This window comes from Streptomyces sp. NPDC025651 (assembly GCF_055558735.1).
In genome coordinates, this window is sequence record NZ_JBVHLZ010000001.1 from 1,430,405 (window position 1) to 1,453,813 (window position 23,409).

Consider the following 23,409-nt stretch of genomic DNA (forward strand, 5'->3'; position numbering starts at 1 on the left):
GGTCAGGCCCCTGTCTTGCTGAGGACTGCGGGCGGCGGCGTCTCGCCGGGTTCGAGTTCGGCCTCGTGGAACTCGAGCTGGCGGCGGCGGTTGGGGATGAGGCCTTCGGGGCGGAAGCGCATGAGGAGCACGAGGGCGAGCCCGAAGGCGAAAAGCTGGTAATCGCCGAGGAATTGGAGCTTGTTCGGGATGAGGTAGAGCAGTGCGGCGCCGACGAGGGGGCCGCTGATGGTGCCCATGCCGCCGAGGACGACGGCTGCGAGGAGGAAGGCGGAGTTGGGGGGCACGGAGTTGGCGAAGAGGTACTGCTCGGGTGTGACGGTGTAGGTCACGTGTGCTTGCACGGTTCCGGCGAGTCCGGCGAGGGAGGCGCCGAGTGCGAAGGCGATGAGCTTGACGCGGAAGCCGTTGATGCCCATGGCGAGTGCGGCGGTCTCGTCCTCGCGGATGGCGACCCAGGCGCGCCCGATGCGGGAGTCGCCGCTGCGTCGGAAGACGAGGACGACGACGAGGGTGATGAGCAGCATCAGGAAGAAGTAGTTCGCGAAGCGGCCGATGGTGAAGCCCGCGACGGTGTGCTCCAGGCCGAAGTCGAAGCCGAAGATCTTCAGGTTCGGGATGGAGGAGATGCCGTTGGAGCCGTTGGTGATGTCGGGGCCCGAGGATCCGTCGGAGTTGTTGGCGGCGATGCGGAAGATCTCGCCGAAGCCGAGGGTGACGATGGCGAGGTAGTCGCCGCGCAGGCGCAGGGTGGGGGCGCCGATGAGGACGCCGAAGATCAGTGAGGCGCAGGCGCCGACGAGGATGGCGCCCCAGAAGGGCAGGTGGACGTCGAAGGGCGAGGACGGGGCTCCGGAGACCATGGAGGCGGCGTAGGCGCCGACGCCGAGGAAGGCGACGTATCCGAGGTCGAGGAGTCCGGCGAGGCCGACGACGATGTTCAGGCCGAGGGCGACGGTGGCGAAGATGAGGATGTAGACGCCGGTGGTGGCGTACTGGTCGTTGCTCTGGGTGAAGGGGAACGCGGCGGCGGCGAGGAATGCCCCGATGAGGGTGATGTTGCGGTGTCGTGCGGTGTAGGTGGAGACGTGGGCGACGAGTCCGGCTTTGGCGAGTGCGGCGAAGCCGAAGCCGACGGTGATGAGGAATCCGATGAAGAGTTGGTCGTACTCGGTGCCGATGCCGTAGGTGAAGACGAGCAGGCCGACGGCGAGGGCCGCGATGATGATCAGGATCTCGATGTACGAGTTGAGTTTGCGTGGTGTGGGGGGTGCCTCGGCGGCGAAGGCGCCCTTGAGGATGGCCCGGCCGTTGCGGGCGTGGTGTTTGAGCTGTTCCCAGGTGCTGTCTTCGGGGTCCACCGGGTAGGTGTGCGGCCGTTTGAAGGGTAGTGCGAGGGCGCCGAGGAGTGCGGCGAGGGTGGCGATGGCGGCGATCCAGCCGCCGGGTTCGAGGTTGGCGAGTCCGCCGAGTTCCGCGCTGATGGCGAGCATCGTGTACCAGGCGGTGGCGAAGGCGGCGAGTGCGGCGTATTTGAGGGCGGCGTCGGCTCCGGCGGGGGCGAGTGCGCGTATGCCCCGCACGCCGTAGGAGGCGAGGCCGAAGAGTGTGGTCAGGGCGCCCGCGATGAGGACGAGCCATTGGAGGCCGCCGGGGTAGCCGTAGACGGTGAGGTCGCCGGGGAACGCGGCGGTCCAGGTCCAGGCGAGGAATGCGGAGACGACGGTGAGGGCGCCGCCGCCGGTGGCCAGCGCGCGGGCGGGTCCGGGCGGGATGGAGATGAGGCCGGTGGGGGCCTTCTCCTTGTGCGGGCGGGGGCTGTCGGTCGCTGTGGTCTGTGTGGTCATGGATGTCACGCCCTGTCCGCGACGCGCTCGCCGAGAAGGCCCTGGGGCCTGACGAGGAGGACGATGATGAGGAGTACGAACGCCCAGACATCGGCCCAGGACTGGCCGCCGAGTTTGTCCATGCCGGGTACGTCGTTGATGTACGCGGTGGCCATGGATTCGGCGAGGCCGAGGACGACGCCGCCGATCATGGCGCCGTAGATGTTGCCGATGCCGCCGAGCACGGCCGCGGTGAAGGCTTTGAGGCCGAGGATGAATCCCATGCGGAAGTCGATCTGGCCGTACTTGAGGCCGCGGGCGACGGCGGCGATGCCTGCGAAGGCGGCGCCGATGGCGAAGGCGACGACGATGACGCGGTCGGTGTTGATTCCCATCAGTTTGGCGGTGTCGGGGTCCTGGGCGGTGGCCTGCATGCCGCGTCCGATGCGCGTCTTCATGACGAAGTAGCCGAGGGCGATCATGCAGAGGGGGGCGGTGATGAGGAGGAAGACGTCGCCGGGCTGCATGGTGACGGAGCCGATGTGGATGGTGCCGCCGGGCAGTTCGGGGAAGGAGCGGGCCGACTTGGCCTCGGGGTACCAGGCCCAGACCGCCTGTTGCAGGGCGAGCGAGAGGCCGATGGCGGTGATGAGCGGGGCGAGGCGTGGTGCTCCGCGCAGAGGGCGGTAGGCGAATCGTTCGGCGCCGATGGCGATGGTGGTGGAGACGAAGATGGCGCCGATCAGCATGAGGGGGAGTGCGGTCCACACGCTGGTTCCGCCGGGGAGCCAGAGCCAGACCGTGAGGGCACCGAAACCGCCGGTCATGAAGATCTCGCCGTGGGCGAAGTTGATGAGCTGGACGATGCCGTAGACCATTGTGTAGCCGATGGCGATCAGGCCGTACATGGATCCCAATAGCAGGCCGTTGACCAGCTGTTGCGGCAGTTCGTGCACCGCAGGTCCTCCGAGTCTTTCGTTGTCGTACGGCCGTTTCGCGGTGGCTCATCGGCCTGCGTGCGGCCGCACGTTCCAGGTGACGAATGCGACGGATGCGACACCGCGCGGGGCGCTGGCTTGCGGCGCCCCGCGCGGTTTGTCGTGGGCTGCGGTCGGGTGCTAGTTGGACCCGGTGTAGGTGCCGGACTTGACGGGCTTCCAGCCGGTCTTGGGGTCGGTCGACTTCACCTGGTACACGGTGAGCTGCTTGTTGGTGGCGTCGCCGTACTCGTCGAAGGAGACCTTGCCGGTCACGCCGTCGAAGGAGACGTCCTTCATGGCGTCGATGACCTTGGAGCGGGTGTCGTCACCGGTGGGGAGTTTGCCGTCGTTGTCGTCGACGACCTTCTTGACGGCCTCGATGATGGCCCAGGCGCTGTCGTAGGAGTAGCCGCCGTAGGCTTCGTAGGCCTCCTTGTAGCCGGCCTTCTTGTAGTTGGCGATGAACTCCTTGGCGGAGGACAGATCCTCGACGGGCTGGCCGACGGAGGTGGCGTAGTCGCCGATGCCCTGCTTGCCCGAGAGCTTGATGAAGTCGGCGCTGTAGATGCCGTCGCCGCCGACGAGCGGGGCCTTGGACCCGGCCTGCTTGATCTGCTTGCTGAGGGGGCCTGCCTGGGGGTACTCGCCGCCGTAGTAGACGAGGTCGGCGTCGCTGTTGCGGATCTTGGTGGCGACGGCCGCGAAGTCCTTGGTGTCGGGGTTGATGTGCTCGGTGCCGACGACCTTGCCGCCGAGCTTGGTGAACTCGTCCTTGAAGGTGCCGGCGAGGCCCGCGCCGTAGGTCTTCTTGTCGTCGACGACGTAGACCTTCTTCTTCTTGGCCGTGTTGTACAGGTACTGCGCGGCGAACGGGCCCTGGATGGCGTCGGTGGTCGCCGTGCGGAAGTAGGACTTGTACGGGCGTGCCTTCTTGCCGCCGTTCCAGTCCGCGCCCTGGGTGAGGGCGGGGTTGGTGTTGGCGGGGGAGACCTGGACGAGTTTGGCGTCGTCGAAGACCTTCTGCATCGACTCGGCGACCGAGGAGTTCAGGGGGCCGACGACGCCGAGCACGTCCTCGTCGGCGACGAGTTTGGTGGCGTTGGTCTGGCCGGACGAGGGCTGTCCCTGGTCGTCGAGGGCCTGGATCTTGAATTTGACGCCGTCGACGTAGTTCTTCTCGTTGGCCTGCTTGGCGGCCAGGTCGACGGAGTTGCGGATACCGAGGCCCAGTGCGGAGAGCTCACCGGTCAGCGGGGCGTCGACGCCGATGACCACCGTGGTGTCGCCGCCCTCGGAGTTCTTGTCCTTGCTGTCGTCGCGCGAGCCACAGGCGGTGAGGGTGAGAGCCCCGGCGGTGAGTGCGGCGGTGATGGCTATGAGCGAACGTTGACGCACGATCAGTCCTTTCCCCTGGCACGGCTGTCCCTTGTTGGGATGCCGAGTCGAGCGCGGAACCGAACTGACAGGAATCCGGTGGGCGCGGTGACTGGCCGTGACTCTAAGGGCGCCTTTGTTCCAGGTGGAGTGGTCGGACCAAGGCTGTGACGCTCTTGTTATGCCACGGAGTATTCCGGGCTGGAACGCAGGGGGCGGTTGGGGCTGAATATGGCCTTGTTCGGTGGATCTCGACGTATCCGCATGCTGAGAATCTCCAGGACAACTGGCAGGACTGTAAGTGTGTTTGACTCATGACACCGGTGTTCGCGGGCATGCGGCGGTGAGGGCGCGAGAAAGATCATTCGCGTATTCCGGACCGAGGATGTAACTCTGCTTCTCGATTGCGCGCACATTACGCAGTGTTACTTCCAGGAAAGGGAGTCCGGCATTCCGTGGCACTTCTCCGCATTCGCGGATGTGCATCGTGATGATCAACTTCCGGGGCGTTCCCGTTTTCACCGCGAAAGGGGTGGGAGGGGATGTGCCGACCGAAAGCGCCGCCGACGGCTGGGCGACCCGGCGGACGGTCGTCGGCGGTCCCGACTCCTGGGTGAGGGTGACGGAGAAGGTGAACCTCCGGTCGCCCGCGGAGGGGTGGGACATCCCGCCCGCGTACCGCACCGCCACGCTCTGCGACGGCCGGGGCGGCGGCGGTGGGGGCGGCGGCTCCGGGCGGGTCAGGTACAGGGTGAGTCCGGCGGCGCCGACGATCGCGGCCGCCGTGACCGCGAGGGCGGTGCGGCGGCGCCGGCGCCGCCGCGGGTCGAGCCGCGCCTGGGGCGGCCGCGCCGTCTCGTGGTCGTAGGTGTCCTCGCCCGGCTCGACCGGGCCGATGGCGTTCACACCCACGGCCCGCCGCTCGGCCCGCCGTCGCGGTAGCGCTCGGCGCACCGCTCACGTGCCTGACGGTCGATCAACTTCCGTCCTGCGGCGGCCGATTCGCTGCGGCGCTCGGCGCGTGCGGCGTCCAGGACGTCGCGCAGGATCGCGTACTGCCCGTTCGACAGGCCCATCGACTGGTAGTCGCCGTAGCCGGGGTCGCCCGAGTCGTAGATCTGCCGGGCCCACGTGGTGATGATCGTGGCGCACAGGTCGGAGGGCGACGTGGAGCTGGGGGAGGCCTCGGGGCCGCTCTTGGTGGCGCCGGTCTCCGGGGCTCCGGAGTCGCCGCAGCCGGCGGTGGAGAGGGTCAGGGGGAGAGCGAGGGCGAGCGCACAGAGCCGTATCCGGTGCCTCATGCACCGACGCTAGACCGGAGCCTCACGCTCCGACAATGCGTGTGCGCCCGCCGTGTGCGCTCGCCCGAGGGGTCCGCGCTGTGGCTCGCGCTGTGCGCCCGCCGTCCGGGATCAGCCGGCCGTGCCGTTCGTCGGCACGTCCTTCAGCATGCACGTCAGGCGCGCGCTGCACACCCGCTTGTCCTGCTCGTCGCTGATCACGATCTCGTACGTGGCCGTGGAGCGGCCCCGGTGCACGGGGGTCGCGACGCCGGTGACCAGGCCGGAGCGGGCGCCGCGGTGGTGCGTGCAGTTCAGGTCGACGCCGACCGCGAGCTTGGTGGCGCCGCCGTGCAGCATCGCGCCGACCGAGCCGAGGGTCTCGGCGAGCACCGCGGACGCGCCGCCGTGCAGCAGGCCGTACGGCTGGGTGTTGCCCTCGACCGGCATGGTGCCGACGACGCGCTCGGCGGAGGCCTCCAGGACCTGGACGCCCATGCGGGTGCCGAGGTGTCCCGCGGAGAACAGGGAGGGCAGGTCGACACCGAGCGAGGCGTACTCGTCGATGACCTCCTGCGGGAACTTCACGTGGTGCTGCTCGCCCATGGGGCCCTGCTCCGTTCGTTCGTCGTCACCTTGTCGCTGAGCAAACGCTCAGTCGATCGCCGATTGTTCCAGGCGTACGACGACGGACTTGCTGGCAGGGGTGTTGCTGGTGTCCGCGGTGGCGTCCAGCGGGACCAGCACGTTGGTCTCGGGGTAGTACGCGGCGGCGCACCCCCGGGCGGTCGGATAGAGCACGATCCGGAAGCCGTCCGCGCGGCGCTCCACGCCGTCCTGCCACTCGCTGACGAGATCGGCGTACGTCCCCTCGGCGAGGCCGAGTTCGCGGGCGTCGTCCGGGTTGACGAGGACGACGCGGCGGCCGTTCTTGATGCCGCGGTAGCGGTCGTCGAGGCCGTAGATCGTGGTGTTGTACTGGTCGTGGGAGCGCAGGGTCTGCAGCAGCAGCCGCCCCTCGGGCACCTCCGGGTACTCGACGGGGGCCGCCGTGAAGTTGGCCTTGCCGGTGGCCGTGGGGAAGCGGCGCTCGTCGCGCGGGGCGTGCGGCAGGGCGAAGCCGCCGGGGCGGGCCACTTTCTCGTTGAAGTCCTCGAAGCCGGGGATCACGCGCGCGATGCGGTCGCGCACGGTGGCGTAGTCCTTCTCGAACTCCTCCCAGGGCGTACGGGATGCGCTGCCGAGGACCCGGCGGGCGAGGCGGCATACGATGGCGGGCTCGGACAGGAGCTGCTTGCTCGCGGGCTCCAGACGGCCGCGCGAGGCGTGCACCATGCCCATCGAGTCCTCGACGGTCACGAATTGTTCGCCGCTCCCTTGGACATCGCGCTCGGTGCGGCCCAGCGTCGGCAGGATCAGGGCACGCGCGCCCGTGACGGCGTGCGAGCGGTTCAGCTTCGTCGAGACGTGCACGGTCAGGCGGGCGCGGCGCATCGCCGACTCCGTCACGTCCGTGTCGGGAGAGGCCGCGACGAAGTTGCCGCCCATCGCGAAGAACACCTTCGCCTCGCCGTCCCGCAGCGCCTTGATGGCGCGGACGACGTCCAGGCCGTGGTGGCGGGGCGGCGCGAAGCCGAACTCCTTCTCCAGGGCGTCGAGGAAGGCGGGCGCGGGCCGCTCGAAGATGCCCATCGTGCGGTCGCCCTGCACGTTCGAGTGGCCGCGCACCGGGCAGACGCCCGCGCCCGGACGGCCGATGTTGCCGCGCAGCAGCAGGAAGTTGACGACCTCGCGGATCGTCGGCACGGCGTGCTTGTGCTGGGTCAGGCCCATCGCCCAGCACACGACGGTGCGCTTCGAGGCGAGCACCATGCGCAGCGCTTCCTCGATGCGCTCGCGGGTCAGGCCCGTGGCCTTCAGCGTCTCGTCCCAGTCGGCGTCCCGTGCGGCGGCGGCGAACTCCTCGTACCCATGGGTGTGTTCGCGGACGAACTCCTCGTCCACCGCGCCGTCCGTCTCGAGGATCAGCTTGTTCAGGAGGCGGAAGAGGGCCTGGTCGCCGCCGAGGCGGATCTGCAGGAAGAGGTCGGTCAGGGCGGTGCCCTTGAGCATGCCCTGCGGGGTCTGCGGGTTCTTGAAGCGCTCCAGGCCCGCCTCGGGCAGCGGATTGACCGTGATGATCTTCGCGCCGCCGCGCTTGGCCTTCTCCAGGGCGGAGAGCATGCGCGGGTGGTTCGTGCCGGGGTTCTGGCCGGCGACGATGATCAGGTCCGACTTGTAGAGGTCCTCCAGGAGGACGCTGCCCTTGCCGATGCCGATCGTCTCGGTCAGCGCGGAGCCCGACGACTCATGGCACATGTTCGAGCAGTCGGGGAGGTTGTTCGTGCCGAGCTCGCGGGCGAACAGCTGGTACAGGAACGCCGCTTCGTTGCTGGTGCGCCCCGAGGTGTAGAAGACGGACTCGTCCGGGCTCTCCAGCGCCGCGATCTCCTCGGCGATGATGTCGAAGGCCCGCTCCCAGGAGACGGGCTCGTACGAGGCGGCGCCCTCCGCCAGGTACATGGGGTGGGTGAGGCGGCCCTGCTGCCCCAGCCAGTACCCACTGCGGGTGGCGAGGTCCGCGACCGGGTGCGCGGCGAAGAAGTCGGGGGTGACGCGGCGCAGCGTGGCTTCCTCGGCGACCGCCTTCGCACCGTTCTCGCAGAACTCCGCCTTGTGGCGGTGGTCCGGCTCGGGCCAGGCGCAGCCGGGGCAGTCGAAGCCGTCCTTCTGATTGACGCGCAGCAGCGTCAGCGCGGTGCGGCGCACGCCCATCTGCTGCTGGGCGATGCGCAGGGTGTGACCGATGGCCGGCAGCCCCGCCGCCGCGTGCTGCACCTGTGCGACCTGCGGCGCGTCCTGGACCGGATCGCCCTTGGGCGGCTTGCTTGCCATGGTCGGCTCCCCTTCGAGCACGTGCGTGAGCTATGTCTCCGATCCTCCCACGCGACGGTGACAATGCCGGGGGCCGGGGCTGCCTGGGACCGGACTGTCAGTGGGGCGTGGCAGGATCGGGGACGTGGCAGAAAAAGCAGCGAAGAAGAAGTCCGAGACCGCGACGAAGCCGAGTGGCGAGCAGCGGCCCCGCCTGCTCCTCATGGACGGGCACTCCCTGGCGTACCGGGCGTTCTTCGCGCTGCCCGCGGAGAATTTCACGACCGCGACGGGCCAGCCGACGAACGCGATCTACGGCTTCGCGTCGATGCTGGCGAACACGCTGCGCGACGAGGCGCCCACGCACTTCGCGGTGGCCTTCGACGTCTCGCGCAAGACGTGGCGCTCCGAGGAGTTCCCCGAGTACAAGGCGAACCGCTCCAAGACCCCCGACGAGTTCAAGGGCCAGGTCGAGCTGATCGGCGAGATGCTCGACGCGATGCACGCGGTGCGCTTCGCGGTCGACGGCTTCGAGGCGGACGACGTCATCGCCACCCTGGCCACCCAGGCCGAGGCGGCGGGCTTCGAGGTCCTGATCGTCACGGGCGACCGGGACTCCTTCCAGCTGATCACCGACCACGTGACGGTGCTGTACCCCACGAAGGGCGTCTCGGAGCTGACGCGCTTCACCCCGGACAAGGTCCAGGAGAAGTACGGCCTGTCCCCGAGCCAGTACCCCGACTTCGCGGCGCTGCGCGGCGACCCGTCGGACAACCTCCCCGGCATCCCCGGCGTCGGCGAGAAGACCGCCGCGAAGTGGATCAACCAGTTCGGCTCGTTCGCCGACCTCGTGGAGCGCGCCGAGGAGGTCAAGGGCAAGGCCGGGCAGAACTTCCGCGACCACCTGGAGGCGGTCAAGCTCAACCGCCGCCTGACCGAGATGGTGCGTGACGTCGAACTGCCCAAGACGGTCGAGGAGTTGGAGCGCGCTCCGTACGACCGCACGGCGCTCGCCATGGTCCTGGACACCCTGGAGATCCGTAACCCCTCGCTGCGCGAGCGCCTCCTGGCCGTCGACCCGGGCGCCGAGGAGGCCGAGCAGACCCCGGCCCAGCCGGGCGTCGAGCTGGACGGCGCGGTCCTCGGAGCGGGCGAGCTCGCCCCGTGGCTGGCCGAGCACGGCAAGGCGGTGCTCGGCGTCGCCACGGTCGACACCTGGCAGCTCGGCGCGGGCACAGTCACCGAGGTGGCGCTCGCCGCCGCCGGAGGAGCGGCCGCCTGGTTCGACCCGTCGACGCTCGACGAGTCCGACGAGAACGCCTTCGCGGCCTGGATCTCCGACCCGGCCAAGCCCAAGGTCATGCACAACGCCAAGGGCGCGATGCGGGTCTTCCCCGAGCACGGCTGGACGGTGGACGGCGTCACCATGGACACGGCGCTCGCCGCGTACCTGGTCAAGCCCGGCCGCCGCTCCTTCGCCCTGGACGCCCTCTCCCTGGAGTACCTGGGCCGTGAGCTGGCCCCCGCCTCGGCGGCCGACGGCCAGCTCGCCTTCGGCACGGAGGAGGACGACCAGGCCGAGGCCGAGTCCCTGATGGCCCAGGCCCGCACCGTCCTCGACCTGGGCGCGGCCTTCGGCGAGAAGCTCCAGGAGGTGGGCGCGGGCGACCTGTTGAAGGACGTCGAGCTGCCGACGTCCACGCTGCTCGCCCGCCTGGAGCGGCACGGCATCGCGGCCGACCGCGCCCATCTGGAGGCCATGGAGCAGCAGTTCGCGGGCGCGGTGCAGCAGGCCGTGAAGGAGGCGCACGCCGCGGCGGGGCACGAGTTCAACCTGGGCTCGCCCAAGCAGCTCCAGGAAGTCCTCTTCGGCGAGCTGAACCTCCCCAAGACCAAGAAGACGAAGACCGGCTACACCACGGACGCGGACGCCTTGGCCTGGCTGGCGGCCCAGACGGAGAACGAACTGCCGGTCATCATGCTCCGCCACCGCGAGCAGGCGAAGCTGCGCGTCACCGTCGAGGGCCTGATCAAGACGATCGCCGCGGACGGCCGCATCCACACCACCTTCAACCAGACGGTGGCGGCGACGGGCCGCCTGTCCTCCACGGACCCCAACCTCCAGAACATCCCGGTCCGTACGGACGAGGGCAGGGCGATCCGCCGCGGCTTCGTGGTCGGCGAGGGCTTCGAGTCCCTGATGACCGCGGACTACAGCCAGATCGAACTCCGCGTGATGGCCCACCTCTCCGAGGACGAGGGCCTCCTGGAGGCGTTCACCTCCGGCGAGGACCTGCACACGACGGTCGCCTCGCAGGTGTTCGCGGTGGAGCGCTCCGAGGTCGACGCGGAGATGCGGCGCAAGATCAAGGCCATGTCGTACGGCTTGGCGTACGGCCTGTCCGCGTTCGGCCTCTCCCAGCAGCTGAACATCGACGCGGGCGAGGCCCGTTCGCTGATGGACACCTACTTCGAGCGGTTCGGCGGCGTGCGCGACTATCTGCGCCGCGTCGTCGACGAGGCCCGCGCCACGGGGTACACGGAGACGATGCTCGGCCGCCGCCGCTACCTCCCCGACCTCAACAGCGACAACCGCCAGCGCCGCGAGATGGCCGAGCGGATGGCGCTGAACGCCCCGATCCAGGGCACGGCAGCGGACATCGTCAAGATCGCCATGCTGAACGTGCACCGGGCGCTCACCGAGGCGCGGCTCGACTCCCGGATGCTGCTCCAGGTCCACGACGAAATCGTCCTGGAGATCGCCCCCGGTGAGCGGGCGAAGGTGGAGGAGCTGGTCCGTCGGGAGATGGCGGGAGCGGTGGCCCTGCGGGCGCCGTTGGATGTTTCGGTGGGGGTCGGCGCGGACTGGGAGTCCGCGGCGCACTAGCCCTCCCGGGCGGGGCGGCGGAAGGGGTTCGTGGAGGGGCGGTGTCGTTCTCGGCTGCGGGTGAGTCGTGGCTGGTCGCGCGGTTCCCCGCGCCCCCTTCGAGGGCGTTGCGGTGTGTCCGTTGCTGCGGGTGAGCCGTGGTTGCTCGCGCGGTTCCCCGCGCCCCTTGCAGGGGCGTTGCCGTGTGGTCGTGTCTGCGGCTTTTCTGTGGCTGAGCGCGCAGTTCCCCGCGCCCCTCACGGGGCGCGGCGGAACCGCGCGAGCAACCACGAACCACCCGCAGCCGAATTCCGCGGCCTCACCCACGTGGCCCCCGGTGAAACGCCCCCGCGCGAGGGCGCGGTCAGGATGAGGGGCATGGCCCCTCACCTGCGAACGTGCCGCGCGGCCCTGGTCGCGGCGGTCACCGCGGCGCTGCTGGCGCCGATACCCGCCACCGCCGCCGACGCCAGTACCCGGCAGGGCCCGGCCCTCTGTACGGCGGGCCGCGACCGCCCCCTCGCCTCCCGGGTGTCACGCGACATCCGGGAGGCGCTGTCGGACAGGACCGGCAGTGTCTCCGTCTCCGTGCACGACACCCGCACCGGCCTCGTCTGCAACCTCGCGAGCCGACGCCGCTACGACGCCGCGAGCGTCGCCAAGGTCCTGATGATGGAGGCCGCCCTGCGCCGCGCCCAGGACTGGCGCCGCGGCCTCACCGCCTGGGAGCAGCGGCGGATCCGCCCCATGATCACCGCCTCGGACAACAACGCGGCCTGGCGGCTCTGGAACGACCTCGGTCACCCCTACCTCTCCCGTTTCCTGCACCGCGTCGGCACCACCGCCACCACCCTTGGCTCGTCCGGCTATTGGGGCCTGACCCGCACCACGGCCGCCGACCAGCTGCGCCTGCTCGGCGTGCTCACCGGCGCCCGCGACGTGCTCGCCCCGAGCGCCCGTGCGTACGGTCTGCGGCAGATGGCCGACGTCCGGCGCGACCAGCGCTGGGGCGTGCCCGCGGGCATGCCGCGCGGCGTCCGCGCCCACCTCAAGAACGGCTGGCTGCCCAGGGCCACCCACGGCTGGCGCGTGCACAGCATCGGCGCGTTCACCGGCGGCGGCCGCACGTACCGCATCGCCGTCCTCACCCACGACAACCCCTCGATGGCATACGGGGTGCGAACCGTGGAACGCGTCGCGCAGGCCGTGCACCGCGGGCTCAACAGAGGCCGCGCCGTGGGCCAGGGACTGACCCCGCAGAGCGAGATCAGCGAGGTCCCGGACGGCTCGGCACCAACGGAAGGCGAAGGCGGGGAGTCCACCGCGTAACAGCCCTGTCGCGGCGTCTCGGCCAACCGGTAAAAACCGGGCACGAACGGGTGCCTGGGCGCCGCAAGTTGTCGTAGTGTCGCCTGGGTCGGCCCACTGGCAGTACGCGCGTACGAAGGAAAGCGTGTACGTGCAGAATAGGCGTGTACGCAGGTGGGGGCGGCGCAACAGTCGTCAAAGGGGAGGGGTGGCTCGGTCATGGCGCCGGTATTCGGCAGGCGACTGCGCAGGGGAGCGGTGACCACCGCGGTGGCCGCGGCGGCGGTGGCGGCTCTCGCCGCGTCGCAGGCCCCGGGCGTGACGAACGGCCCGCGCGACGAGTGGGCCGCGGACTCCTCGGACAGCACGCCCCCGCCCGGCGGTGACTCCGCGACCGGCAACTCCCCTTACTACACGGACCTGCCGCCGCTGCAGAGCCCCGTCCCGCCGACCGGCGCCCCGCCCGGTGGCGGTGACAAGGAGGCCGAGGCGGGCCTGCCGGCCACCGTCCTCGACGCGTACAAGAAGGCGGAGACCGCGCTCGCCACCGACAAGCCGGGCTGCAACCTCCCCTGGCAGCTGCTCGCCGCCATCGGCAAGGTCGAGTCGGGCCAGGCCCGCGGCGGCCGCGTCGACGCGAACGGCACGACGCTCGCGCCGATCCTCGGCCCGGTCCTGAACGGCAAGGGCTTCGCGAAGATCACCGACACCGACGGCGGCGCGTACGACGGGGACACGACGCACGACCGCGCGGTCGGCCCCATGCAGTTCATCCCCTCGACGTGGGCCAGCTGGGGCCAGGACGGCAACAACGACGGCGAGAAGGACCCCAACAACATCTACGACGCGGCGCTCGCCGCGGGCCGCTACCTGTGCGCGGCCGACCGCGACCTGTCCGTCGAGGCCGACCTGCACCAGGCGATCCTCAGCTACAACCGCTCGACGGAGTACCTGAACACGGTCCTGTCGTGGCTGGAGTACTACCGCAAGGGCACCCACGAGGTCCCGGACGGCAGGGGCGTCCTGCCGGACGACCGCAGCGATACACGCATCCCCGGCGTCGGCCCGACGCCCGGCAACTCCGGTTCGCCCTCGCCGCGGCCGGGCGGGTCCGGCTCGAAGCCCGGCCCGAACAAGCCCGGCCCGAACAAGCCCGGCGACGGCGGCGGCAGCACCAAGCCGCCGGAGAAGCCCGGCGACGGCGGCTCCCAGACCCCCGACCCCACGCCTTCGCCGGCCGAGCGGGTCGCGCACCTGGAGAACGCGGGCACCGGCACGCTCACCGCGACGGCGGGCGACGCCTTCGCCGAGCGCGTCGAGGTGCGTACGGAGTCCAAGTCGGGTTCCTCCGTGGCCAAGGTCAAGGTGAAGTTCGCGATCGTCGGTGACACCGGCGCCCGCTTCGACGGCGGCGCCAGGAGCGCCACGGTCACCACGGGCGCCACCGGCAAGGCCACCGCCCCGAAGATCGAAGCGGGCGAGAAGGCGGGGAAGTTCACGGTGCGCGCCACGGTCGTCGGCCGTTCGTTGCCCGGCCTGGACTTCACCGCCGAGGTCACCGCGCGCCAGGCCGACGCGCTCGTGAGGACCGGCGACAAGGCCCTGGTGTGCGAGGCGGGCAAGGAGTTCGCCGACCAGGTCGAGGTCAAGGCGACGTACAAGGGCAAGGCGGCCGGCAAGGTCGCGGCCACGGCCACGATGATCAAGTCGGCGACCGACGCGACGGCCAACGACAAGGGCCCCTACTTCAAGGACGCCGACGGCAAGCCGGTCCGCACCCTGGGGGGCCTGAAGACCGACGCGAACGGCGTCCTGAAGCTCCCGAAGATGTACGCGGACGACGCGGCGGGCACCTACCTCCTGCGCGTCGCCACCGTCGGCGGGGGCACCCTCACCGTCGAACTGAAGGTGACCGCGGCGGAGCCCGACGCGACGCCCTCGCCGACGGACTCCGCCACCGCTTCACCGAGCGCTTCTCCGAGCACCTCCGCGAGCGCGTCACCGAGCTCCTGACCGGGGCGGCCGCCCGGCCGCCGCGCAGCTCCTTCGGACCGCCCCCGCGCCCTCCACGGCGCGGGGGCGGTCCGTGTGTGTGCAACGTGTTCTCATCTCGCCCCTCCGTTGCTACGGTGCCCGCCCTGACGCCCTATCAGTTCAGGCCGCACGCCGAATCGGGAGGCCCCGTATGCGCGCCCTCATCGCCGCCGCCACCGGCCTCGCCGTCGCGTTCGCCCTGGTGCTGACGATCACGGCGATCGGCGCCCCACCGGGCGAGACGTCGCCCAAGCCGCTCCTCACCACAGTCCCCAAGCACCCGTAGACGTAGGGAGGGCCGCCGCGATGCGCCGCAAGGCCAGCCTCGTCCTGCTCGCCTTCGCCGTGTTCTTCACGGCCATGTCCCCGCTCATGCGCTGGTACGCCTTCCCGCGCCTCGCGAAGATCCCGCCGAGCCAGTACCAGGAGGCCGTCCTGGAGGCGAAGAACCCGACCCTCATCGACTACGGCAGCATGAAGGCCAAGAAGGTCGACAAGGTCACCATCGTGCAGACCCTCAAGGGCGACGTGGAGGCCTCCGAGAAGATCGAGAAGAGCGCGGACCGCGACGTCGTCGTCTGGGACGCCCTCAGCTACGTCCAGGACGCCGAGGGCAAGATGGTCTCCAAGGTCCCCGAGCGCTACATCTTCGACGCGCACAGCCAGGAACCGGTGCACGCCACCGGGGAGTCGGTCGACGGCGACCCGGTCAAGCGCGAGGGCATCGAGTTCAAGTGGCCCTTCCTGACCGAGAAGCGGGATTACGAGTACTTCGACGCGCAGGCCCGCATCACCCGGCCCATCCACTACAAGGGCACCCGGAACTTCCGCGGCATGGAGGTCTACTACTTCGAGCAGACCATCCCCTGGACCAAGGTGCCCTTCCCCAAGACGATGCCGGTCAAGGGCATCACTCCGGAGTCCCTCGCCAAGACCGGCACCACCCGCTGGTACACCACGGTCCGCAAGTTCTGGGTCGAGCCGACCACCGGGGCCCCCGTCTACGGCGAGGAGATCCAGAACAACGAACTGCGCGGCGGCACGCTCCTCGGCGGCCGGGACAAGGTCACGGTCTTCTCCGGCCACGTGAAGATGCGCGAGGACTACATCCAGGACACGGTCGGCCTGGTCACGTCGCAGCGTGTCCTGGTGCTCCTGCTGACCTCGTACCTGCCCTGGGGCTTCCTGGCCCTCGGCGGGCTCCTGCTGGCGCTCTCCCTCTGGCTGGAGGCCCGCAGCCGCAGGCCGGGCGACCCGGCCCCCGAGGCGGCGGACGACCCCGAGCCGGAACCGGAACCCGTCAACGCCTAGCCGCCCGAACCCTCCCGCGCCTGCCGGGCCTTGGTGAACCGGGTCGGCTCGGCCGCGGCGGGGTCCTCGGGCCACGGGTGCTTCGGGTAGCGGCCGCGCAGATCGGCGCGGACCGCGCGGTAGCCCGACCCCCAAAAGGACGCGAGGTCGGCCGTGACGGCCGCCGGACGGCCCGCGGGGGAGAGCAGGTGCACCAGGACGGGCACGGCGCCGCCCGCGATCCTCGGCGTCCGGGCAAGACCGAACATCTCCTGCAACTTCACGGCGAGGACCGGCTGTTCGGGGTCGGCGTAGTCGATCCGGATCCTGGACCCGCTCGGCACCTCCAGGCGCTCGGGGGCCAGCTCGTCCAGGCGCGCGGCCTCGCCGGTCGCCCACGGCAGGAGCCGCGCGAGCGCCTGCCCCGCGTCGATCCGCGCCAGGTCGGCCCGGCGCCGGGCCTTGGACAGCTCGGGCTCAAGCCATTCGTCCACGCGCGCGTGGAGGGCGTCTTCCGATACGTCGGGCCAGGGCGCACCGAGGTGCCGGTGCAGGAACGCGAGCCGCTCCCGCAACTCCTGTGCGCCCCGGGACCACTTCAGCAGCCCCGTCCCCTCCTCCCGCAGGCCTCGCAGCAGCCCCTCGCGTACGAGAGAGGGGGCGGGCTCCTGCAAGGGGCGCACCACCAACTCCACGGCCCCCAGGCGCTCGACGTGCCGCGCGACGAGATCGCCGTCGGCCCAGGCCACCTCGTCGCCCTCGGAGTACAGCGGCGCGGCGGCGCTCCGTGCGACGTCCTCGTCGATGTGCCCGGCCAGCTGCACGCGCGCGTGCCCGGAGCCCACCGGCCGGTCGGCCACGGCCACGGCGAGCCACCGCGCCCCGGCGAGCGCGGAGCCCTGCCGCACCTCGGCGCGGGTGCCGCCGGCCATGAGGAACGCCCCGCCGCCCGCGCTCCGGGCCACCCGCTCGGGGAACGCGAGGGCGGCCACGAGCCCGGTGACGTACTCGTCGCTCCCGGCCCGCTCGCCGCCCGCGGACTCCTGCGCCCCCGACGCTCCCGACGCTCCCGGGCCCTGGTCCCGCACCGCCGACGCCAGGCGCCCGGCCTCGGTCCGCCAGCGCGCCGCATACGCGTCCCCGCCCCGCCGCGCGGACCGCAGGGCGCCCGCGAGGTCGTCGCCGTACTCCCGGGGCGGCTCCTCGCTCAGCAGGGCCACGGCCTCCGCCGCGCGCCGGGTGCCGACGAGGGGCGCCGCGTCCAGCAGGGCGCGGGCGAGGCGCGGGTGCAGGCCCACCCGGGACATCCGCGTGCCCCGCCGCGTCGCGCGGCCCGTGCCCGCCTCCACCGCGCCGACCGCCGCGAGCACGTCCCGCGCCGCCGCCATCGCGCCGCCCGGCGGAGGATCCAGGAGGGCGAGCCCGGAGGCGTCCGGATCCCCCCAGCACGCCGTCTGCAGGGCGAACGCCGCGAGGTCCGCCACCTTGATCTCCGGCGAGGGGAAGCGCGGCAGACGCCCGTCCTCCGCCTCGGCCCAGCACCGGTACACCGCCCCCGGCGCCTCACGCCCGGCACGGCCCGCCCGCTGGCGCCCCGCGGCCTGCGAGGCCCGCACGGTCGTCAGCGCGCTCAGCCCGCGCGCGTGGTCCACCCGCGGCTCGCGCGCGAGCCCCGCGTCCACGACCACCCGCACTCCGGGCACCGTCAGGGACGACTCGGCCACGGACGTCGCGAGCACCACCCGCCGCCGCTCACCCGGGGCGAGCACCGCGTCCTGCACCGCGGCGGGCGCCCGCCCGTGCACCTGCAGCACCTCGACGTCCCCGAGACTCCCCAACTGCCCGGCCACCCGCGCGATCTCGCCGACCCCGGGCAGGAAGCACAGGACGTCCCCGTCCCGCTCGGCAAGGGCCCGCCGCACCACCGAGGCCACGTGTGTCAGCAGCGCGGGGTCGACCCGCATGCCGTGCGGCGGCCGCACCGCGCGCGGGGGCGGCGCCCACACCACCTCCACGGGATGCGCGATGCCGTGCGCCTCCACCACGGGCGCGTCCCCGAGGATCCGTGCCCAGCCCTCCGCGTCGGTCGTCGCGGACGCCGCCACGAGCCGCAGCTCGGGCCGCAGCGCCGCCCGCACGTCCACCAGGAAGGCCGCCACGGTGTCCGCGTCCAGATGCCGCTCGTGGCACTCGTCGAGGATCACGACGTCCACGCCGGCCAGCTCCTGTTCCCGCTGCAGCCGCTGCAGCAGGACACCCGTCGTGACGACCTCCACGCGCGTGCGGGGCGAGACCACGCGCTCTCCGCGCACCGTGTACCCGACGCCGTCACCGACTTTCTCGCCGAGCAGCCACGCCATCCGCCGCGCGGCGGCCCGTGCGGCGATACGCCGCGGCTCGGCGACGACGACACGACGTACGGCACCCGGGCCCTCGTCGTCGAGCAGACCCGCCAGGTCCAGGGGCACCAGCGTCGTCTTGCCCGTGCCGGGCGGCGCGCACAGCACGGCGCTGCCCGGCCCCTCCAGAGCGGAGCGAAGGGCGGGCAGCGCGTCGCGTACAGGCAGATCCAGGGCTTCGTAGCGGAGACCGGTCACGTACTCAGTCTCGTACGCACACGTAGATCGCCGTCCCCGGGATCAGGTTTCCGCGCAGCGGGGACCAGCCGCCCCACTCCTGGGTGTTCCACGCGGGCCACTCCGGCTCCACGATGTCGACGAGGCGCAGGCCGGCGGCCACGATGTCCCGCACCCGGTCGCCGATCGTCCTGTGGTGCTCCACGTACACGGCGTTGCCCTGCTCGTCCTGCTCGACATAAGGAGTGCGGTCGAAATAGGAGGCGGCTACGGAGAGACCCTCCGGGCCCGGCTCGTCGGGGAACGCCCAGCGGATCGGGTGCGTCGCGGAGAACACGAACCGGCCGCCGGGCCGCAGCACGCGCCGCACCTCCTTGAGGACGAGGACGGGGTCGGCGACGAAGGGCAGCGCCCCGTAGGCGGAGCAGGCGAGGTCGAAGGAGCCGTCCCGGAAGGGCAGCACTCCGGCGTCGGCCTGCACCAGCGGTACGTTCCCGCCGATGCGCAGCGCGTGCTGGAGCTGGCGGTGCGAGAGGTCGAGGGCCACGGGCCGCGCGCCCTGGGAGATCAGCCAGCGCGAGCACTGGGCCGCGCCGGCGCCGATCTCCAGGACGTCCTTGCCCTTCAGCTCCTCGGGCGGACCGAGGAGTTCCGCCTCCACCTCGTCGAGGCCCTCGGGACCCCACACGAAGCGGTCGTCCCCGAGGAACGTGCCGTGCTCGATCTGGTACTCGTCTGCGTTCCGGTCCCACCAGCCGCGGTTGGCGCGGCTGCTCTCCGTGACGTCGGCGTCACGCCGGGTGGCCTCGGGCTCGGGCGGCTCGGACTCTTGGATGATCGGCTCCATCGTCGTAATCTTCCGTCGGACCCGTCGCGAGGGGGCGTCCTGCGGCCCGTGTGGCCTCATGCGACAGGAATTGTGCCGGGTATGCGGCGTTCCGCCCCGGGTGTGCGCCTTCGCGCATTGACCCTGCCCGGCAGCCCCCGTATGCTACAAGTTGCGCTGCGAGCCTGCGCTCCTCAGACATAGCAGGCTGCGCTCGCGTCTGTTGTATGTCCCCTCGGTTGTCGAGGCGCCTTCCGTTTCCCCGGAAGTCGCGCTTCCAAGGCTGTCCGGCTTCTGCAGAGCGAAATCGGCTCCGGCGTTGCAGTACCTACGACTTCAATGTCCGTACCGGAGCCCTTTCCCACATGACGAGCAGCACCGAGACCACCGCCACCACTCCGCAGGTAGCGGTCAACGACATCGGTAACGAGGAAGCCTTCCTCGCCGCGATCGACGAGACGATCAAGTACTTCAACGACGGCGACATCGTCGACGGCGTCATCGTGAAGGTCGACCGGGACGAGGTCCTGCTCGACATCGGTTACAAGACCGAAGGCGTCATCCCCAGCCGCGAGCTCTCCATCAAGCACGACGTCGACCCGAACGAGGTCGTCGCCGTCGGTGACGAGATCGAGGCCCTGGTTCTCCAGAAGGAGGACAAGGAAGGCCGCCTGATCCTCTCGAAGAAGCGCGCCCAGTACGAGCGTGCCTGGGGCACCATCGAGAAGATCAAGGAAGAGGACGGGATCGTCACCGGTACCGTCATCGAGGTCGTCAAGGGTGGTCTCATCCTCGACATCGGCCTCCGTGGCTTCCTCCCGGCCTCCCTGGTCGAGATGCGCCGCGTCCGCGACCTTCAGCCCTACGTGGGCAAGGAGCTCGAGGCCAAGATCATCGAGCTGGACAAGAACCGCAACAACGTGGTCCTGTCCCGCCGTGCCTGGCTCGAGCAGACCCAGTCCGAGGTTCGCCAGACGTTCCTCACGACCCTGCAGAAGGGCCAGGTCCGCTCCGGCGTCGTCTCCTCGATCGTCAACTTCGGTGCGTTCGTGGACCTCGGCGGCGTCGACGGTCTCGTCCACGTCTCCGAGCTCTCCTGGAAGCACATCGACCACCCCTCCGAGGTTGTCGAGGTCGGCCAGGAAGTCACCGTCGAGGTTCTCGACGTGGACATGGACCGCGAGCGCGTCTCCCTGTCGCTCAAGGCGACGCAGGAAGACCCGTGGCAGCAGTTCGCCCGCACGCACCAGATCGGGCAGGTTGTTCCCGGTAAGGTCACCAAGCTCGTTCCGTTCGGTGCGTTCGTGCGCGTCGACGAGGGCATCGAGGGCCTGGTCCACATCTCCGAGCTGGCCGAGCGCCACGTGGAGATCCCGGAGCAGGTCGTCCAGGTCAACGACGAGATCTTCGTCAAGGTCATCGACATCGACCTCGAGCGTCGCCGGATCTCGCTGTCGCTGAAGCAGGCCAACGAGTCCTTCGGCGCCGACCCGTCGGCCGTCGAGTTCGACCCGACCCTGTACGGCATGGCCGCGTCCTACGACGACCAGGGCAACTACATCTACCCCGAGGGCTTCGACCCCGAGACCAACGACTGGCTCGAGGGCTACGAGACCCAGCGCGAGGCCTGGGAGACCCAGTACGCCGAGGCGCAGCAGCGCTTCGAGCAGCACCAGGCCCAGGTCATCAAGTCCCGCGAGGCCGACGCCCAGGCGGCGGCCGAGGGCGGCGACGCCGCGGGTGCGGCTCCGGCCGCGGCCGCCGGTGGCGGTTCGTACTCCTCGGAGTCGGACGACAACTCCGGCGCCCTGGCTTCGGACGAGGCGCTGGCCGCGCTTCGCGAGAAGCTGGCCGGCGGTCAGAGCTGACCTCGCGTCGCTCTTTCTAGGCGGTAGTTGAACGCTGCGGGCCCGCGTCTCCCTTACGGGGGGGCGCGGGCCCGTTGCTTTGCCTTTCGGGTGCGGGGTCGTGGGGGTTTGTCGCGCAGTTCCCCGCGCCCCTAAAGGGGCCCCTGTTCGGCGTCTTCTTACGGCGTGACCGGAATGTTCGTCAGCCCCCTGCCGCCCGTCACCGTGTTGCTCGCGTACGCCGTCGTCCGGCAACTGCCGCTCTGGTTCGTCACGTTGATCGCCAACTGCTTGTCGCCCGTCGCGCCCGTCAGGGTCGACCTGTTGGCGCGGAAGACCGTGCCGCAGCCCCAGCCGGACTGCTGGGTGTGAGTCTCGTAGCCGTTGTTCAGGGTGTTCTTGCCGGTGTTGTTCTCGATGACGTAGTCGTTGCCCTTCACGTCGACCCATGAGTCGTCGTAGTGGTTGCCGGTCAGGCCCCTGCCGTCGAACGTGTTGCCCGAGACCCTGCCGCCCGTGGTGCCTTCCTTGAGGTCGATCGCCTCGCCGCCCACGTCCGGGCCGATGGTGTTGCCGATGATCTGTACGCGGTCGCTCTTGTCGGAGAGCGTGTTGGCGGTGCCTACGTAGACGCCCTCTCCCATGCCGCGGCCGTCGTTCCCGGTGTCGTGGATCCGCGAGTTCTTGATGACGCCGTCGCTGCTCGACTTCCTGAAGTGGACGCCCTCCATGTCGAGGCCGTGGACCGTGACGGTGTCCACGACGACGCCTCTCGCCGAGTCGATCATGATGCCCTTCTGGCCGCCGGTGACGGTGACGCCCCGCACGGTCCAGTACGCGGCGCCGTTCAGATGCAGGCCGTAGCCGCCGCCCGCGGTGAGGACCGCCTTCGGTGAACCGGTCAGTGTGATGCGGGAGTTGGCGCTCGCCGCCACGGAGGTCCTGAAGTTCCCGGAGTAGGTGCCGTCGGCCAGGTGGATCGTGTCGCCGGGCGAGGCGTCGGTGAGGGCCGTCCTCAGCTCGGCGGCCGTGGAGACCTCGATGGTCCGCGCCGGCGTGGTGGCGGAGGCGGTCGAGGTCAGGGCCGTGGCGGCGGTCGCCGCCGCGAGCAGGGCTGTCGGCAGGGAGCGTCGGGTGCGCATGTGGGGGTGGCCTTCCCGTCGGGAGCGTGGGTGTTCTCGTACATGAACTCAGGGCTGCCATATGAACGTTGAGAACGTAGAGGCGGGTCATGTGCGCGTCAAGGTCTGGACCAGGGGTGGCTGTGAAGGGCACGGCGGCGGGAATGCGTCTGTCCCTGTGCGCGTTGTCGGTTACGAACACGAGGAGGAGCGGTCACAGTGCTTGATCCGCAGGGTTTGTACGCATGGGAGCCGAAGGGCCTGGCCGTCGTCGACATGGCGCTCGCCCAGGAGTCGGCCGGACTGGTCATGCTCTACCACTTCGACGGATACATCGACGCGGGCGAAACCGGCGACCAGATCGTCGAGCGGCTCACCGACAGCCTTCCCGGGCAGGTGGTGGCGAGGTTCGACCACGACCGGCTCGTCGACTACCGCGCACGGCGCCCGCTGCTCACCTTCCGGCGCGACCGCTGGACCGACTACGAGGTGCCGACGCTCGACGTCCGCCTTCTGCAGGACGCCACGGGCGCGCCCTTCCTGCTGCTCTCCGGGCCCGAGCCCGACATCGAGTGGGAGCGCTTCGCGGTCGCCGTCCAGCAGATCGTGGAGCGGCTCGGCGTGCGCCTGTCGGTGAACTTCCACGGCATCCCCATGGGCGTGCCGCACACCCGCCCCGTGGGCCTCACCCCCCACGGCAACCGCACCGACCTGGTGCCGGGACACCGCAGCCCCTTCGACGAGGCGCAGGTGCCCGGCAGCGCGGCGTCGCTCGTCGAGTACCGCCTGGTGGAGGCGGGCCACGACGTGCTCGGCGTCGCCGCGCACGTCCCGCACTACATCGCGCGCTCCGCCTACCCGGACGCGGCCCTCACGGTCCTGGAGGCGATCACCGCCGCGACCGGCCTGGTGCTGCCCGGCGTCGCGCACGGACTGCGCACCGAGGCGCACCGCACCCAGACCGAGATCGACCGGCAGATCCAGGAGGGCGACGAGGAACTGGTCGCGCTCGTCCAGGGACTTGAGCATCAGTACGACGCGGCGGCGGGCTCGCAGGAGCGGGGCAACATGCTCGCCGAGCCGGTGGACATACCGTCGGCGGACGAGATCGGCCGTGAATTCGAACGCTTCCTTGCGGAGCGGGAGGGCGACGCGTAACGCCAGGGCC

At 70.7% G+C, this 23,409-nt stretch carries 17 protein-coding genes; 8 read left to right on the plus strand and 9 right to left on the minus strand.

Features of this window, described 5'->3' with window-relative positions; all coding sequences use genetic code 11:
- Positions 1–2: 2 nt before the first annotated feature.
- The 3 genes from ACZ4D5_RS06635 to ACZ4D5_RS06645 form a co-directional block, all read right to left on the minus strand.
- Positions 3–1,847, minus strand: a complete 1,845-nt coding sequence (locus ACZ4D5_RS06635; RefSeq protein WP_467771214.1) for a branched-chain amino acid ABC transporter permease — start codon at positions 1,845–1,847, stop codon at positions 3–5.
- A 5-nt stretch (positions 1,848–1,852) separates the two neighbouring features.
- A complete protein-coding gene (locus tag ACZ4D5_RS06640; protein ID WP_467771215.1) occupies positions 1,853–2,782 on the minus strand; it encodes a branched-chain amino acid ABC transporter permease in 930 nt (309 codons plus the stop codon).
- Between the two features lie 162 nt (positions 2,783–2,944).
- Positions 2,945–4,201, minus strand: coding sequence for a branched-chain amino acid ABC transporter substrate-binding protein (locus tag ACZ4D5_RS06645; RefSeq protein WP_467771216.1), 1,257 nt, complete (start codon positions 4,199–4,201; stop codon positions 2,945–2,947).
- 523 nt (positions 4,202–4,724) lie between these two features.
- On the opposite strand from ACZ4D5_RS06645, the gene ACZ4D5_RS06650 reads away from it, so the two are divergent.
- Positions 4,725–5,048 carry a hypothetical protein gene (locus tag ACZ4D5_RS06650; protein ID WP_467771217.1) on the plus strand — a complete coding sequence of 108 codons (324 nt, stop codon included), beginning with the start codon at positions 4,725–4,727 and terminating at the stop codon, positions 5,046–5,048.
- A gap of 34 nt (positions 5,049–5,082) precedes the next feature.
- On the opposite strand, the gene ACZ4D5_RS06655 is transcribed toward ACZ4D5_RS06650, so the two are convergent.
- The 3 genes from ACZ4D5_RS06655 to ACZ4D5_RS06665 all read right to left on the minus strand — a co-directional run bounded on the left by ACZ4D5_RS06655 (position 5,083) and on the right by ACZ4D5_RS06665 (position 8,394).
- On the minus strand, positions 5,083–5,481 hold the full coding sequence (locus ACZ4D5_RS06655; RefSeq protein ID WP_467771218.1) for a hypothetical protein: 399 nt from the start codon (positions 5,479–5,481) through the stop codon (positions 5,083–5,085).
- Between the two features lie 111 nt (positions 5,482–5,592).
- Positions 5,593–6,066 carry a PaaI family thioesterase gene (locus ACZ4D5_RS06660; RefSeq protein ID WP_467771219.1) on the minus strand — a complete coding sequence of 158 codons (474 nt, stop codon included), beginning with the start codon at positions 6,064–6,066 and terminating at the stop codon, positions 5,593–5,595.
- 48 nt (positions 6,067–6,114) lie between these two features.
- Positions 6,115–8,394 (minus strand): FdhF/YdeP family oxidoreductase, encoded by a 2,280-nt coding sequence (locus tag ACZ4D5_RS06665; protein ID WP_467771220.1) that lies wholly within the window; start codon positions 8,392–8,394, stop codon positions 6,115–6,117.
- Between the two features lie 124 nt (positions 8,395–8,518).
- Between ACZ4D5_RS06665 and polA the strand changes: the two genes are divergently transcribed.
- The 5 genes from polA to pgfA all read left to right on the plus strand — a co-directional run bounded on the left by polA (position 8,519) and on the right by pgfA (position 15,892).
- The gene (gene polA / locus ACZ4D5_RS06670; protein WP_467771221.1) at positions 8,519–11,260 is read left to right on the plus strand and encodes a DNA polymerase I; all 2,742 of its coding nucleotides are present in this window, start codon (positions 8,519–8,521) and stop codon (positions 11,258–11,260) included.
- A 357-nt stretch (positions 11,261–11,617) separates the two neighbouring features.
- On the plus strand, positions 11,618–12,568 hold the full coding sequence (locus ACZ4D5_RS06675; RefSeq protein ID WP_467771222.1) for a serine hydrolase: 951 nt from the start codon (positions 11,618–11,620) through the stop codon (positions 12,566–12,568).
- Positions 12,569–12,766: 198 nt separating this feature from the next.
- Entirely contained in the window at positions 12,767–14,560 is a 1,794-nt protein-coding gene (locus tag ACZ4D5_RS06680) for a lytic transglycosylase domain-containing protein (protein ID WP_467771223.1), read from the plus strand.
- 172 nt (positions 14,561–14,732) lie between these two features.
- Complete coding sequence (locus tag ACZ4D5_RS06685; protein ID WP_107102075.1) at positions 14,733–14,867, plus strand: SPW_0924 family protein; 135 nt, start codon at positions 14,733–14,735, stop codon at positions 14,865–14,867.
- Positions 14,868–14,887: 20 nt separating this feature from the next.
- On the plus strand, positions 14,888–15,892 hold the full coding sequence (gene pgfA, locus ACZ4D5_RS06690) for a cell envelope lipid trafficking protein PgfA (RefSeq protein WP_467771224.1): 1,005 nt from the start codon (positions 14,888–14,890) through the stop codon (positions 15,890–15,892).
- On the opposite strand, the gene hrpB is transcribed toward pgfA, so the two are convergent.
- On the minus strand, positions 15,889–18,468 hold the full coding sequence (gene hrpB, locus ACZ4D5_RS06695) for an ATP-dependent helicase HrpB (protein ID WP_467771225.1): 2,580 nt from the start codon (positions 18,466–18,468) through the stop codon (positions 15,889–15,891). The genes pgfA and hrpB overlap by 4 nt on opposite strands.
- A 4-nt stretch (positions 18,469–18,472) precedes the next feature.
- Positions 18,473–19,294, minus strand: a complete 822-nt coding sequence (locus ACZ4D5_RS06700) for a class I SAM-dependent methyltransferase (RefSeq protein WP_467771226.1) — start codon at positions 19,292–19,294, stop codon at positions 18,473–18,475.
- A gap of 344 nt (positions 19,295–19,638) precedes the next feature.
- Here ACZ4D5_RS06700 and rpsA point away from each other — a divergent pair, with 344 nt between their 5' ends.
- On the plus strand, positions 19,639–21,141 hold the full coding sequence (rpsA, locus tag ACZ4D5_RS06705) for a 30S ribosomal protein S1 (protein WP_362335140.1): 1,503 nt from the start codon (positions 19,639–19,641) through the stop codon (positions 21,139–21,141).
- A gap of 158 nt (positions 21,142–21,299) precedes the next feature.
- Here rpsA and ACZ4D5_RS06710 read toward each other — a convergent pair whose 3' ends face one another.
- Complete coding sequence (locus ACZ4D5_RS06710) at positions 21,300–22,262, minus strand: right-handed parallel beta-helix repeat-containing protein (protein WP_467771227.1); 963 nt, start codon at positions 22,260–22,262, stop codon at positions 21,300–21,302.
- Positions 22,263–22,460: 198 nt separating this feature from the next.
- On the opposite strand from ACZ4D5_RS06710, the gene ACZ4D5_RS06715 reads away from it, so the two are divergent.
- Positions 22,461–23,399 carry a PAC2 family protein gene (locus ACZ4D5_RS06715; protein ID WP_467771228.1) on the plus strand — a complete coding sequence of 313 codons (939 nt, stop codon included), beginning with the start codon at positions 22,461–22,463 and terminating at the stop codon, positions 23,397–23,399.
- The last annotated feature ends 10 nt before the right edge of the window (positions 23,400–23,409 follow it).

Excerpts from the sequence above, each read along its gene's own strand:
- ACZ4D5_RS06635 (WP_467771214.1), bottom strand. The coding sequence starts at position 1,847 with ATGACCACACAGACCACAGCGACCGACAGCCCCCGCCCGCACAAGGAG.
- ACZ4D5_RS06655 (WP_467771218.1), bottom strand. The coding sequence starts at position 5,481 with ATGAGGCACCGGATACGGCTCTGTGCGCTCGCCCTCGCTCTCCCCCTG.
- ACZ4D5_RS06660 (WP_467771219.1), bottom strand. The coding sequence starts at position 6,066 with ATGGGCGAGCAGCACCACGTGAAGTTCCCGCAGGAGGTCATCGACGAG.
- ACZ4D5_RS06665 (WP_467771220.1), bottom strand. The coding sequence starts at position 8,394 with ATGGCAAGCAAGCCGCCCAAGGGCGATCCGGTCCAGGACGCGCCGCAG.
- ACZ4D5_RS06675 (WP_467771222.1), top strand. The coding sequence starts at position 11,618 with ATGGCCCCTCACCTGCGAACGTGCCGCGCGGCCCTGGTCGCGGCGGTC.
- ACZ4D5_RS06680 (WP_467771223.1), top strand. The coding sequence starts at position 12,767 with ATGGCGCCGGTATTCGGCAGGCGACTGCGCAGGGGAGCGGTGACCACC.
- ACZ4D5_RS06685 (WP_107102075.1), top strand. The coding sequence starts at position 14,733 with ATGCGCGCCCTCATCGCCGCCGCCACCGGCCTCGCCGTCGCGTTCGCC.
- pgfA (WP_467771224.1), top strand. The coding sequence starts at position 14,888 with ATGCGCCGCAAGGCCAGCCTCGTCCTGCTCGCCTTCGCCGTGTTCTTC.
- ACZ4D5_RS06700 (WP_467771226.1), bottom strand. The coding sequence starts at position 19,294 with ATGGAGCCGATCATCCAAGAGTCCGAGCCGCCCGAGCCCGAGGCCACC.
- rpsA (WP_362335140.1), top strand. The coding sequence starts at position 19,639 with ATGACGAGCAGCACCGAGACCACCGCCACCACTCCGCAGGTAGCGGTC.
- ACZ4D5_RS06710 (WP_467771227.1), bottom strand. The coding sequence starts at position 22,262 with ATGCGCACCCGACGCTCCCTGCCGACAGCCCTGCTCGCGGCGGCGACC.